Origin of the sequence: Curtobacterium sp. LFS084 (assembly GCF_047977705.1) — a bacterium.
Lineage (GTDB): Bacteria > Actinomycetota > Actinomycetes > Actinomycetales > Microbacteriaceae > Curtobacterium.
In genome coordinates this window covers 56,557-68,904 of record NZ_JBFPFM010000004.1, presented here as the reverse complement: position 1 = coordinate 68,904, position 12,348 = coordinate 56,557, and the positions used below count along the sequence as shown (strand labels likewise).

Below are 12,348 nucleotides of genomic sequence, written 5' to 3'. Positions count from 1 at the left end.
CCTCCGCCGATGCCTGATTGGCGTTGCGTTGGGGTAGGAAGACGTGTCGGTGCCACGCTTCCATGCTGGGTCTAGAGATGCCGCAACACGAGACGTCGCCGACGGACGAATATGCGGATTTCCTGCGCTCCTACTTACATCGGACTGATATCTGGGATACGGTATCGGCATGCCTGTACCGACGTCTCCGACCAGTCAAGGTCCCCGCCGTCTCCTCCGCGACGTCGTCTACGAGCAGATGCTCGAGGCGATCGAGAACGGCACGCTCGAAGCAGGGGAACGCCTCAACGATGAGGAGCTCACGAGCTGGCTCGGTGTCTCTCGCACTCCGGTGCGGGAAGCGATCGCCCGGCTCGAGTCCGAAGGTCTCGTGGAGATGGCCGCGAACCGATACACCCGGGTTGCAAGCCTCTCCGGGCACGCGCACGACCAGGCAGCCATGCTCCTCGCTGCGTTGCACGTGTGGGCGATCCAGCACGCCAGCGAAGCGACCGCAGATGCGCGGAAGACCGCGGCCACCTCCGCGAGCAAGGTCACAGCCGACGTCGACGCGCACGACGTTGACGCATACCGAGGGCTGCAGGACGCTGTCGCAGCGCTCATCGCCGGGTTCGACAACCCGCTCTACATCGCGACTGAGGCCGCGGTGCGTGGCCGAGTGAAGTTTCACGCACCTGCTGCTGACGCGAACATCGAGTGGGACAGGGCAGCTGCAACGGCTGGCGCCCTCGCGAAGATCTAACCGCCGGCGCTCGGCATCGGGCGCGACGCATCGCGGTCTATCGCTGATGCTGTCGCTTCCCCGAGTTACGGTCACACGCAGGGGTCTCACCAGCTTCTGCGCGGGCCGCCGAAGTCGAGGCGAAGCCCCTTTGGCCGGTCCACACAGCCCGGCCCGGGCTCGTGCAGATCGTGCGGCGAGCGATCGGCTACCGGGGCGCGATCACGACACAGAGCGAAGCTGCTCACACATCAGGCCGTCTCAGTAGCCGATCGGCTAGCGGTCGATCCGCGCAAGCCAATCGCGGACCAGGGCGGCGGTGACCCCGGGTTGCTCGAGGTGCACGTTGTGTCCAGCACCGTCCAGGACGACGAAGCTCCCTCGCGGGTAGTGGCCCCGGAGTGCGAGCCCGTCCTCGTAGCCGACGACGTCGTCTTGCCGACCGAACAGGTGCAGGGCCGGCGCGGTGAACGGTTCCGGATGGCGCTCCTCCGGCACGGCATCGAGTGCGTAGTCGGCGGCGATGCGATCCATCACAGCAGGGTCGGCGCCACGAAGACCAGGCAGCACGTACCGCTCGAAAGCGGTGAACGCGGCGGCGTCCTGGATGACGCTGACCTCCTCGAAGGCTTCTCGCGCGTCGCCGGCGGCTTCGAGGGCGGACGGTTCGGTGTGCAGCACGGTGCGTTCGGGGACGGCGCGGTCGGCGTGTGCCGGGTGCACGACACCCGCCAGGGTCGCGACGCCGAGGACGTGGTCTCGGCGTTCGTGCGCGACGTGTCGGGCGATCATGCCGCCGAAGGAGTTCCCGATGACGGCGAAGGGCTCGTCACCGAGGTGGTCGTCGATGTCGGCGAGTACCTCGTCGGCCACGTCGACCGCGCTCGTCGCGGTTGCGGTCATCGCGGCGGCTTCGGCCCACGGCAGGTCGAGGAGCACCAGCCGCCAAGGCAGATCCTGCACCGCGTCCACCAGCGGCAGCATGATTCGGTGGTCCACCCCAAAGCCGTGAAGGGCAACAAGCGGACGACCAGAACCAAGAACTCGCGCGATCACCCAGCAAGACTACGAGCAACCCGTACCGCCAGCCGATCGCCTCCCGAGACAACTGCCGGCGTCCACCGAGCGCCTGGATGGGCCTCGGTCGGCTGCTCAACCTTCGCGGGGTTCCAGCCCTGCAACGTTCGTCTCCCAGTGAGCGAACACGACTGAATCGCGCAGACACGTCTCCATCCCTGACCTGGATGCACCCCGACAGCATCGCACGTCGCGGGCCTGCCCTTAGCGGCGCCCCATTTCTGTGTGGAAGCGCGTACAAACAGGGAGCCTCCGGCGCGCTGCCGGTGGCCGGCCCGACGATCACGCTTTCGTCGCGACCCGGACGTCGAGCGAATTTTGAGACCGTTCACGCAATAAATAGATGCGAGATACGGTCCAGGCCGTGACTTCTCAACAGCCCACCACCCAGCACCCTTCAGCCGCCCCCTACTCCGCTGCGCCGCGGACCAACACGCTGGCGATCGTGTCGCTCGTCCTAGCGTTCGTCGCGCCGCTGATCGGCTTCATCTTGGGCTTCGTCGCACTGTCGCAGGTGAAGTCTCGGGGCGAGAACGGCCGGGGGCTTGCGTTGGGAGCCGTGATCGTCGGTGGGATCATCACTGCGCTGTACGTGGTCCTGATCATGGCCCTCGCCGTGGTCGGTTCGTCGACGCAGACGACGTACTGATCGCCGCCAATGAGCACCACTGACCCGTCCGCCGCGAAACGGGATCGCGCTGCGCGTCTTCGTGGCAGCACCGCTGCCCTGATGATGACGCTGGTCGGCGCGGTCCTCGTCCTCGGAGCCGGTTCCGTCTCCGGCTACGCGATCGGATCGTTCACCGGTGTGTTCCGGGAGATGCACCTCAACAGCGTCTTCTCGCACTCCCCTGCCCCGGACCATCCGTGGTGGGCAGCGCCGGCCGCCATCTTCGGATCCATGATCGCTACCGCGGTTTACTCGAGATGGAACCACCGCTTCACCGGCAGGTCAGCTGACTTCGCCGGCATCGGTCCGGGGAGCCTGTGGCTGATCGGTGCCGCGGCTGGACTGTGGTGGACAACCACTGTGCTCTGGCCTGCACCCGATCGCGTCGGTACCGCCGTCGATCCGGAGTTCGGCCAGGACACCGCATGGGGATTCGGCGGGTGGGTCTGGTACGCGTCGGCCTGGTGGCTCCCCGCGGTGTTCACCGTGCTGGCAATCGCTGCTGTCCTTGTCGGCGCCATCGGTCGACGCGGGCAACGCGGTCGGCGTGGCCGCGTCACCGAGCTGCTCTCCGCTGGACACCGAACCCCGGGAACAGTCACTGCTGTGAGCGGCACAACGACCCCGGATGCAGCGCTCACACTCCTCCGGTGGACCTTCACCTTCACCGACAGCGCCGGCCAGACGCGATGGGTCGAGCGCACCAACGGATTCCCACACGGGTCGGCACCGACGATCGGTGCGACCATCACCGTCCTCTACGACCCCACGCAGCCAGCAGACAAACGATCGATCTTCGCGGCCGTGACCGGTGGCGATAACCCGGAGGATTACCTCCGGCCTGGGATGTGACGACATGCAGCACCCACCTCATCCGCCACTCCCGGCCCACTGCAGGGTTCGTGCCGATCACGCGGTTCCGGAACGCGCCCCGCACCGGTTCGAGGTCGGGGACACCGTCACGGTCGGGACCCGTGATACCGAATGGCCCGCGTTCGTGTTCGTCACCGCCGAGCGGGGAAGCGGTTGGGTGCCCGCCCGCCACATCGACATGACCAGCTCACCCCCCACGATGCGGGCGGCGTACGACACCCAGGAACTGCCCGCCTCCGAAGGGGAAACGGTCCAACTCGTTCTAGACGATCCGGAGAGCGGCTGGGCGTGGTGTCGCAACGCCGACGGGCGCGAGGGGTGGATCCCCCACCGGGCACTCACCCTCGACTGACGCATGCGAAGTCACCGAGGTGAAGCGACGGGGACGGCGCCAGCAGCTAGTAGTAGCTGCCATCGGGGTCTGCTCCCAGAGCGCCCCAGTCGCCGTCACTTTCAGCAGTCGGGGAGATCGTCGAGGTTGTTCGGCGCGTAGCCGTCTGCGCTGGTGGTGAGATAGTCGGCGCCGTTGCGGGTCCGAACGCGGACGTAGACCGTTCGGCCCGCGACCGATACGTAGTAGGCCGAGGAATCTGCGGTGATATTGCGGATGGCCTGCGACTTGCTGTGGGTCCATCCGCTACCGCAGAGACCGGTGATGTCTCCGTCGCTGTTCTTCTGACTGCGCGTCACTTGCAGGGACATAGTTGACTCCTTCGTCATCGGCCGACCTAGGTTCGGCCTCGCTATCGCTGGCTGCGATAACGCACAGGGTACGTCGCTGCTCCGACAATGCAGCCGGAAGCCGCTAGCGATCGGGCCGAGATGCAGCAGTAGCGTGGTCGAGTGCGCGGCCGAGCCCGGTTGCGTCGTCATAGAGCGCTTTCACCCGCGCCAGGGCGGCATCGACGGCTGCGTCTGTCTGCCCAAGCTCGGCGTAGGTCTCCTGCAGTGTGAGCTCGTCAAATCGTGACGGTCGGCGCTCGATCATGCCGAGGACCTCTGTAATGGGGCCGTCCGCTGCTGCCGCGAGTCGTGCTGGGATGATGCTCGTCATCGACCGCCCCGACATAGGCACTCCGGTGCGGGCCCATCCGTACACATCTAACGGCAACACCAGCTGCTCCGCCCGACGCCACTCCCCCGGCACCGGCTGATCACAGTCGTGACGGTCGAGGTTGCCTCTCGTCGGGTCGAGCAGGCGGATGACGTCGCCGCGGAAGCCGGTCCAGACCGGCCCTACGATGCGCAGCCACCGTGTCACCGCGCAGGCAGCACACCACGCCGGGTCATCGGAGGAGGGCACAACGTGGCCACGGATCCGGACGACGCTCGTCACCGCGACGTCATCAGGCGTGATGGTGCGGGCTTGTTGACGGGTGAGGTAGAGGGTGCCGAGCAAGATGGTGAGGAAGGCGTCGCGGCGGCCGCGGAGCCCGACTGGGTACCGGTACTTGGGGATCGCCGCCAGCACCTCTCCGACGGCCGCTTGGTCGGGGGATTCTGGTCGCGGCCACACCCGCGCCTCGACCATCGGGATCGGGTCCGGGAAACCAGCCTCGAGGTGACGCGTACGGATCGCGCGCCGGCGGAGCCGCTGCGTCGACGCAGCGCCGGTGAACAGGGTCAGGAACTGTCCGATCGTTGCTGCCGTCGTCGGGAGCGACTCGTGACCTGCCGCCTCGCACCACGCGACGAACCGACCCCAATGCGCCTCGAGCTGCGCCCTGCTGTCGGGCCCGAGTTCGGGGGAAGTTTGGGGGTTCACAAGCGCATCCGGGTGACGGCGTTGCGGACCAGGGGTGCGTATTCGCGGTCGTAGATCTGCAAGGTCGCGGCGTTGGTGTGGTGGGTCTGGTTCATGATCTCCACGTCCGTGGCACCAGCGTTGCGTGCTTCGGTGACGAACCCGGCACGGAGGGAGTGCCCAGACCAGCCCTCCTCCCCCAGCCCAGCAGCATGTGCGCGGCGAGCGACGGCTTTCCCAACGGTGGTGGGGCTGATGCCGGTGTCCCGGAATAAGCCCCACTTCGACACGGCCCGGAAGAACGGCAGCGGCGGCGGCAGCCGGTCCGGGCCGAACCCGTCCGCGCAGACGTGCACGGCAAGGGTGGCGCCGGTGAGCGCGGCGAACAGGCCGGCTTCGCCTCGGGCGTCCTGCGCGGCCATGAGCCGGGAGAGACGCACGAACGCGCACGGGGCGCAAGTGACCGGGTTCGCGCCCTGCTGCAGCACCTTGATGCGGCCGACACCATCCTGATCCGTCTTCGACCGCCGCACGCGCGCGTAGACACCCTCCCCGTCGACGAGTCGGAGATCTCCGACGGTCAGGGCGGTGAGTTCGGACTCCCGGAACGCGCCGACGAACCCGAACAGCATCAGGGCGTGATCGCGGGCTCCGAGCGCCCCGGTCTGCAGGTCGGCGATGTCGATCTGCAGCAGGGTCGTCTGCAGCGCCTTCAACGTCATCGGCTTCGCACGCCGCACCGGCACGGACCGGGTGCGTCGGATGCCCTTGAGGACGTCGCGGACGATCGGGGTGGATCCGGGTGGGGTGTGGCCGCGGCGGGCGTGTTCCCAGTCGATCGCGGCGACGTAACGACTGATCGTGCCGGGTGCGTACCGCTGCGCACCGTCCGGCAGGACCGCGTTGGCCTTGTCGGCGAGGAACGCCGCGACTTCCGCCGGGTCCACCGGCGCCGTGATGATCTGCTCGAGCTCGTGCGGTTCGGAGATCTCGTGGTCCAGAAACCCGACACGCCAGCGAGCGAACTGCCGCAGATCCGACCGGTACGCCCGGATCGTGTTCGGCGACAGCGATGCCTCCGCGAAGACACGCGGGGACGCGTCCGCCGGCACCACCACGGCAGCCGGAGCGACCGTGCTCCCCTCCCCCGTTGCCGCGCGGAGCCTGGCGAAGGCCGTCCGGGACCGCTCCGCGGCCGCACGCTGCTCCGCTGATGCAGCCCGACCGCGCGCACCACGCTGCGCCAGCGCTGCCACAGGATCCGCCGCGGCACCCTCGACTACGACGTCCTGGTCCACATGGCCTCGTCTCCTGGCGGCGCCGGCACTGCGCACGACTGCCGGATCAGTTCCGATAATAGTTCTTCTCGGAACCGAGGCTTGGAAGCGTCGGGGGCGTTTAGGTACACGGGGTTCCTTTCAGCAAGCGAGCATTTCGAGCCGCATCCAACGCGTCGGCAACAGTGTCCAAGTCATCCTCGAACAGGTCCGCGTACCGATCGAGCGTCATAGCTGCCGACGAGTGACCGAGCATCCGCTGCACGGCCTTCACGTTCGCGCCAGCGCTGATTGCGAGCGACGCCGCCGTGTGCCGAAGATCGTGCGGAGTAACGACCGGCATCACCGGCGGCACCGCGCCGCCACGCTCGCGTGCTTCGGCGGCGGCTTGCTCGTCTGCAGCCCGAACGCGCCCCACTGCGCCGACGAACCAGCCCTTCCTTGAATCTCCGGGTCGCAGGTGCTCAAGCCCGACACCCCAGAGGAGGTCATCGGCCGATTTTCTGCCGCACGCGGTTTCGAGTGCGTCGTCGAGGAACGCCGGGTAGACGACCGACCGGCGCTCATGTGTCTTCGGGGTTCCGACGATCACCGTCCCGTTGACGTTGACCGCGTTCTCCTCGACGTTGACTCGCCGGGCCGTCCTGTCGATGTGCCGGACGCGGAGCCCGGTCGCCTCGCCCCATCGCAGTCCTGTGTAGGCGAGGAATCGCACGAGGTCCGGGTACTTGGACGCGACCGCGAGCCGCTCCACCTGCTCATGCGTGAGGTAGGCGCGCCGGCCCTTCGTCTTGCGGGGAAGCTTGATGTCGCGCGCTGGGTTCGAGGTCAGTCGCTTGTCCTTCACCGCCCCGTCGATGATTGCGGCAAGCACGCCATGCGCACGAGCGACAGTCGTCGCGCTTCGCGTCTCCGCGATCTCGCTGATCCACGCTTGGACCTCGGTGTGCCGGATAGACCCGAGTGCTCGTGCGCCCCACTTCGGTTCGACGTGCACTCGCCACGCGGACTCGTCCGAGTGGAAGGTCGAGGGCTTGACCCACGCTCGGTGGGAGGCGATCCAGTCAATTCCGAGGACCCCCAACGTGAGGCGACTGTCACTGGGAGCGATGTATGACCCATCGAGCTTCGCAGCCTCCACAGTGGTGAGGTAGTTCTCTGCATCGCGCTTCAGCTTGAACCCACCCTTCCGGGCAGTCTTGCCATCCGGTCGGCGATAGCGGGCTTCGAAGCGCGAGCCCTGCTTTGTGTCGTACTTGTAGACGCTACCCATCAGTCCCTTGTCGCTCGTGAAGCTCTGCACCGAGGATCCTGGCGGATCAACAATGCGGCCGCAAGAACGTGCACAAATGTGTAGACTGAAAGCCGCGATTGACGAACGCGGCGAAGCGAGCACCGTTACCGATGTAAGTGACAGTCGGGGAAGTGAGCGCCGCAGGGAGAACGATCTCCCACCGACAGATCACCGTCGGACCACCCTCCTCGGGGATAGAGCTAGCGCGATCCGAGGGTCCTCTAGGACCCTCCATGCCCGTCACCACCGCAGTCAGCACCCCGCTCCTCGACGCCCTGATCACGCCGGCGACCCTGTCTGAGCGCCTTGGCTTGTCGCAGCGCACTCTGAGCGAGAAGCGCATCACCGGAACCGGCCCAGCCTTCATCCGCCTTGGGAAGTCCGTTCGCTATCGCCCCGAGGCGGTCGATGCGTGGCTTCTGTCCCAGGAGTTCGGCAGCACCTCCGAGGAAGGGCGCCGATGAGCGCTGGCGAGACTTCCAGGGGTCCGTCCACGACGAGTCAGAACGGCGCGGGACGCTCGCGCCGCTTCCGGGTCGTGTCCCAGACGCTAACGCGTGATGCCGTCGTTCACGGGCTTGATCGGCCGAACGTGGAGCGCTACGCGGGCATCGTGCATGACAAGGATCAGGGTGTCCGCAAGCATGTGCACGTCATCTTCGCGCTCAGGGATGCCCGCAGCTACGCGACAGTCGCCAACATGTTGCAGGTTCCGACCAAGCTCGTACGCCCGGTAGTTGGTCAACGCGGAGACCCCCACTCCTTCGCCCGCGCTGTTCGCTACCTGACGCACGAGTCTCCGACCGAGCAGGCAAAGGGCAAGCACCTCTACGCCGACAGCGAGGTGTTCGCCTCCCCGGGCTACGACTGGCGAGCCGAAGTCGACGCCCTGCGTGCTCGTGAGGGTCACATCCCCCCGCTTCTCGATCGGCTCCGGGTGACGGTGCTGAGGGGCGAACGCAGCGCGCGCAGCGTCTTCGACGAGTACCCGCAGATCTTCGTGCGCCACCACCTGGAGTTCGAACGACTCGACGAGTCGGCGCTGCGGGAGTACGCGACACCCGAGCTGCGCGTCGCTCGACTCGCGGAACGCAAGCAGCGGACGCGAGGCATGCAGTGACGGGTACCGTCGAGCCACGCGATGTCCCTGCCTCCTCGGCGAATTATTGCGGAAATGATTTCCGAAATGATTCGCCAGCTGGAGGCTCAGCCCTCGCACCAGCGATCCCCCGTACCGAGCGAGTCGCGGCTCTCGATTGCGGGTGCAACTCGTTCGCGTCCGCCGATGCCTCTCCGTGCCTCTGGACCACCGTGCAGGAACAGCCGAAGGCTCTGGGACGGTGGTGGGGAGCTCGCCCGCTCGCTCGGGATCTCTCCCCCTTCGACCTCGTGGCGGCGCTCGTCGAGAGGCTCGGCGCCGCGCGCGGTGCGTGCGGCAGCGAATGTGTTTGCAGTAGGAGAGGGCCCAACACCGGTGCCGCGCGGTCTCCTCGCGAGGTCCGGAAGGGCGCGCTCCGCGCTCAGGTGCTTCCGGCGAAGGCTGCGCCTTCGCGTGGCCGACAAGTCACCGCGGAGCGGGACACGGCCACCTGCCCGAGAAGCGACCAGCGAGTCGGGTCCGTAGAGCAGCCTCATGGCTGCTCTCGACGCGCGCTGCGCGTCGGCGCCCCGCAGGGCCCCAAGGACTTTGGCGAGCGAAGCGACGCCAAAGTGTATGGGGCTACACCTTCTTCTGCCGCGAAGGAGACCTCCACCCTCCCGAAGGTGCTCTGGGGTGGTGGTCGGAGTCGCGGCAGGAGAAGCCCCTCGGGAGAGTCGCCGAAGGCATCGAGGGTGGCGACGACGAAGTCGGCGCATCCCTCGATCAGCGTCGAGGGTGGCGAAGCATGAGCTACACGATGACGTTCGACGCGTCCCACAAGGTGGGACGCGGAGGCCACGCGCAGCGGTTCTTCCGCCACATCGCTCGTGAGGCAGACCAGCAGGCCGGCTTCCACTTCCCGCAGGCGAACAAGAACATCGTGCCGGAACGGACGCAGAACAACCGCACGCTCATCAACGACGGGGCGGGAGGGTTCCGCCAACTCGTGTCGATCGACGGGAGGCCGCCGTCTCACGAGTTCCACACTTACCTCGGCAAACGTCTTGCAACCGTCAAGCGCTCACTCCGAAAGGACGCCGTTCTCCTCCGAGGGCTCATCCTGCAGCTCGACCCGAAGTGGTTCGACGAGTTCAACCCGACGTGGCGCACGCATGGCCCCAACAAGGCGGCCGTTGACTACATGGGTGCCTCGTTGGACTGGGCGATCGAAGAGTTCAAGCTCGAGAACGTACTGGGATTCTCGCTGCACCTCGACGAGTACAGCCCGCAGCTGCAGGTACTTGTCACGCCCGTCACGCCTGACGGGCGCCTGTCCCAGAAGGACTTCTTCAAGGGTCCGAACGACCTCCGCCGCCAGCACAAGGACCTCCGCGAGCACATGTCGGCGGCCGGCTACGACGTGGAGACGCGCGTCACCGAGCGATCCCGCGAACACCTCAGTAGCAGCGAGTTCCAGGCGAAGGCCGACCGGTTGCGCGACGCAGCCGCAGACGCCGAGGCAGAGAAGGCCACCTACGAGACCATGCGTGTCAGCCTCAAGAACCGATCGACCAACCTGGATCGGCGAGAAGCGAGCATCGGTGCCCGTGAGACCGAACTCGCGGCTGCTCTTCAGGAGGCTCACCGAGTGCAAGAGACGGCTACAGCGGCACGCCGCGCCGCTGTAGCGGTTCAGGTGGCCACGCAGCGTGCCCGGAGAGAAGCTGAACAGGAGCGTGACCAGCTGCGCGCCATCAATGAGCGACTGCTGCACGTGCCGCCGGAGTTCGAGGCCTGGCTTGACAGGCGAAAGAGCAATGGCCAGCCGCTGCGCCACGTGTTCGAGTCAGACATGGCTCGCAGGCGGGCCGCTCGCGCAGAGGTGCAGCGACTGATGGACGGGGCTCCCGAGACGACGACCGCGGCGCAATCTGAGGCCGATTTCTGACCACTATCCGGTCACACTCTGGCCAGTTGTAGGCCACCTGCATACATTCTGGTGACCTGGGCACCGGGGGGCCGGTCTCTGACCACCTTGTGCCCAGATGAGGACCCTAGTTCGGTCGGTTCCAGGACAGCCAACCCCTGGGGCGCTCCTGACGCCGTTTGGGCCGGGAATTGGTTTTTTGTGACCGCTTTGGGACCGTTTTATGGCCACACTTCGGCCACCGTCCGGCCAGATATCACTCAAAAGGTTCTGGTCGCAGCTTCGTGCGCGATCGACTCAGAGCATGCGGTTCGCCAGGCGTGATCGAGCCGACAGAGAGAGCCTCCTCTCCCCGCACGCTCGCGACGGACCCGGGCGTCTGGTGAAGTGCCGCCGCCAGTCGAGAGGACGTTAATGACGCCGAGCGAGTGGAAGAAGCCACGTCAGACCCATCGTCCGCCAGGGGCCGCCTGAGGGTGCTCGGCGTCGAGGCGAAACCAGCGCGGGTGGCGGCTGTGAGAGGCGTCCGTGGTGCAGGCAAAGCGACACACCCGCAGCCCGTGAAATACCCATACCCAGATTAGCGCATGAACGAGCATTACCTGATGGATATCACTTCGGCACCAGCCGAGCATCGAGCGGTTCTGCTTACCTGCGGCGATGAGTACCGACAGAGATCCCCTCGCAGCACAGAGGCTACCGCAACAGCCGGCCACCCACAGCGCAGCTGAGGAGGCGCTCCTGACCGCGATCCGCTCCCTAGGCGCCGAAGGCGACTACCTCGTCCGCGGCCTCACAACCGTGATCGGAAGCATGCCGCCGATGCCGCCCGAATCACCTCCGTCAGCGCACGCCAAGGCACTCGTCGACGCCGGGGCGATGAAAGCCGAGGACGTGGCTGCTGCTGAAGACAGGCTCGCGCAGGGTGCGCTCCAGCTCGTGCAAGCAGCCGGTTGGCTCGCGAGCGCTTGGGAGACGGTGTCGCTGGATGCGGCATCCAGGCTCCTGCACCGGACTCCGCAGGACCTCCTCCGAGCCGCGGATCGAAACGAGCTCCTGATAGTCGAGCTCGGCGGTGAACGACGGATCCCGACTTGGCAGTTCACTACTCGGCCCGTCGGGCATCTCCTACCGCACCTCGCCGAACTGATGCCTGCACTTCTCAACCGATGGCGGCCTCTCGCGATCGGGCGCTTCTTCACGACGCGTCAGGAGGACCTCTTCGACGAGGGCATGAAGACGCCCGCGGCCTGGCTCGAGGACGGTGGCGATCCCTCTGAGGTACTCGATCTCATCGACGCGGGGCTGCACCGATGAAGGCGAGGGTGATCGCAGTAACGGCCGTCCAAGCTGCAGACGTCTCAGCCCCTCACCGCTCCCACTCGCGGACCGGAGGCGCTTCATGAACGAGCCTGACGCGAGTTCCGACTGGAGAAACCGGGCAGACGCGTTCCGGCAGGTCCTAATTCGGGAGACCGCTCGCGTCGCGGTCGCGCGTCTGAGCGAGGTGTCATGGTTCGGTCACAGGACATGGGAAGATCTGAGCCGTCAGGAACAGGACAACATCCTTGGGTGGGTGGAACTCGTCTCCACCGCGCAGATCGAGGCGTACGGTTCCGCGCTGAAGCTTGCAGGTCTCGAGGTCGACGATGCCTGAGAATCGCGTGGCATGGTGGCCAAGTCA

General features: G+C 66.6%; 14 protein-coding genes. 9 read left to right on the top strand and 5 right to left on the bottom strand.

Features of this window, described 5'->3' with window-relative positions:
- Window positions 1-169 precede the first annotated feature (169 nt).
- On the top strand, window positions 170-742 hold the full coding sequence (locus ACNQOV_RS04220; protein WP_416393485.1) for a GntR family transcriptional regulator: 573 nt from the start codon (window positions 170-172) through the stop codon (window positions 740-742).
- A gap of 255 nt (window positions 743-997) precedes the next feature.
- Here the strand turns inward: ACNQOV_RS04220 and ACNQOV_RS04215 are convergent, their stop codons facing one another.
- Window positions 998-1,777 (bottom strand): alpha/beta fold hydrolase, encoded by a 780-nt coding sequence (locus ACNQOV_RS04215; protein ID WP_416393484.1) that lies wholly within the window; start codon window positions 1,775-1,777, stop codon window positions 998-1,000.
- 385 nt (window positions 1,778-2,162) lie between these two features.
- Here ACNQOV_RS04215 and ACNQOV_RS04210 point away from each other — a divergent pair, with 385 nt between their 5' ends.
- Genes ACNQOV_RS04210 through ACNQOV_RS04200 form a run of 3 tightly spaced genes read left to right on the top strand, consistent with a single transcriptional unit; the run spans window position 2,163 to window position 3,693 of the window.
- Complete coding sequence (locus tag ACNQOV_RS04210; protein ID WP_416393483.1) at window positions 2,163-2,447, top strand: DUF4190 domain-containing protein; 285 nt, start codon at window positions 2,163-2,165, stop codon at window positions 2,445-2,447.
- Window positions 2,448-2,456: 9 nt separating this feature from the next.
- Window positions 2,457-3,320, top strand: a complete 864-nt coding sequence (locus ACNQOV_RS04205; RefSeq protein ID WP_416393482.1) for a hypothetical protein — start codon at window positions 2,457-2,459, stop codon at window positions 3,318-3,320.
- 4 nt (window positions 3,321-3,324) lie between these two features.
- The gene (locus ACNQOV_RS04200; protein WP_416393481.1) at window positions 3,325-3,693 is read left to right on the top strand and encodes an SH3 domain-containing protein; all 369 of its coding nucleotides are present in this window, start codon (window positions 3,325-3,327) and stop codon (window positions 3,691-3,693) included.
- 101 nt (window positions 3,694-3,794) lie between these two features.
- On the opposite strand, the gene ACNQOV_RS04195 is transcribed toward ACNQOV_RS04200, so the two are convergent.
- From ACNQOV_RS04195 to ACNQOV_RS04180, 4 genes are all read right to left on the bottom strand, one after another.
- Window positions 3,795-4,043 (bottom strand): DUF3892 domain-containing protein, encoded by a 249-nt coding sequence (locus ACNQOV_RS04195; protein WP_259572948.1) that lies wholly within the window; start codon window positions 4,041-4,043, stop codon window positions 3,795-3,797.
- A gap of 103 nt (window positions 4,044-4,146) precedes the next feature.
- Entirely contained in the window at window positions 4,147-5,106 is a 960-nt protein-coding gene (locus ACNQOV_RS04190) for a hypothetical protein (protein WP_416393480.1), read from the bottom strand.
- Window positions 5,103-6,203 (bottom strand): hypothetical protein, encoded by a 1,101-nt coding sequence (locus tag ACNQOV_RS04185; protein ID WP_416393479.1) that lies wholly within the window; start codon window positions 6,201-6,203, stop codon window positions 5,103-5,105. The genes ACNQOV_RS04190 and ACNQOV_RS04185 overlap by 4 nt, the downstream gene beginning before the upstream one ends.
- Before the next feature lie 280 nt (window positions 6,204-6,483).
- Window positions 6,484-7,665, bottom strand: coding sequence for a tyrosine-type recombinase/integrase (locus ACNQOV_RS04180; RefSeq protein WP_416393478.1), 1,182 nt, complete (start codon window positions 7,663-7,665; stop codon window positions 6,484-6,486).
- Between the two features lie 224 nt (window positions 7,666-7,889).
- Here ACNQOV_RS04180 and ACNQOV_RS04175 point away from each other — a divergent pair, with 224 nt between their 5' ends.
- From ACNQOV_RS04175 to ACNQOV_RS04155, 5 genes are all read left to right on the top strand, one after another.
- Complete coding sequence (locus ACNQOV_RS04175) at window positions 7,890-8,120, top strand: helix-turn-helix transcriptional regulator (protein ID WP_416393477.1); 231 nt, start codon at window positions 7,890-7,892, stop codon at window positions 8,118-8,120.
- Entirely contained in the window at window positions 8,117-8,776 is a 660-nt protein-coding gene (locus tag ACNQOV_RS04170) for a Rep family protein (RefSeq protein WP_416393476.1), read from the top strand. The genes ACNQOV_RS04175 and ACNQOV_RS04170 overlap by 4 nt, the downstream gene beginning before the upstream one ends.
- Before the next feature lie 766 nt (window positions 8,777-9,542).
- Window positions 9,543-10,685: a plasmid recombination protein gene (locus tag ACNQOV_RS04165; protein ID WP_416393475.1), complete on the top strand. Its 1,143-nt coding sequence runs from the start codon at window positions 9,543-9,545 to the stop codon at window positions 10,683-10,685.
- A gap of 639 nt (window positions 10,686-11,324) precedes the next feature.
- Window positions 11,325-11,981 carry a hypothetical protein gene (locus ACNQOV_RS04160; RefSeq protein WP_416393474.1) on the top strand — a complete coding sequence of 219 codons (657 nt, stop codon included), beginning with the start codon at window positions 11,325-11,327 and terminating at the stop codon, window positions 11,979-11,981.
- Between the two features lie 85 nt (window positions 11,982-12,066).
- Window positions 12,067-12,321 (top strand): hypothetical protein, encoded by a 255-nt coding sequence (locus ACNQOV_RS04155; RefSeq protein WP_416393473.1) that lies wholly within the window; start codon window positions 12,067-12,069, stop codon window positions 12,319-12,321.
- Window positions 12,322-12,348 lie beyond the last annotated feature (27 nt).

Coding starts and splice junctions, on each gene's coding strand:
- ACNQOV_RS04165 (WP_416393475.1), top strand. CDS start 9,543: ATGAGCTACACGATGACGTTCGACGCGTCCCACAAGGTGGGACGCGGA.
- ACNQOV_RS04205 (WP_416393482.1), top strand. CDS start 2,457: ATGAGCACCACTGACCCGTCCGCCGCGAAACGGGATCGCGCTGCGCGT.
- ACNQOV_RS04160 (WP_416393474.1), top strand. CDS start 11,325: ATGAGTACCGACAGAGATCCCCTCGCAGCACAGAGGCTACCGCAACAG.
- ACNQOV_RS04155 (WP_416393473.1), top strand. CDS start 12,067: ATGAACGAGCCTGACGCGAGTTCCGACTGGAGAAACCGGGCAGACGCG.
- ACNQOV_RS04195 (WP_259572948.1), bottom strand. CDS start 4,043: ATGTCCCTGCAAGTGACGCGCAGTCAGAAGAACAGCGACGGAGACATC.
- ACNQOV_RS04220 (WP_416393485.1), top strand. CDS start 170: ATGCCTGTACCGACGTCTCCGACCAGTCAAGGTCCCCGCCGTCTCCTC.
- ACNQOV_RS04200 (WP_416393481.1), top strand. CDS start 3,325: ATGCAGCACCCACCTCATCCGCCACTCCCGGCCCACTGCAGGGTTCGT.
- ACNQOV_RS04170 (WP_416393476.1), top strand. CDS start 8,117: ATGAGCGCTGGCGAGACTTCCAGGGGTCCGTCCACGACGAGTCAGAAC.
- ACNQOV_RS04175 (WP_416393477.1), top strand. CDS start 7,890: ATGCCCGTCACCACCGCAGTCAGCACCCCGCTCCTCGACGCCCTGATC.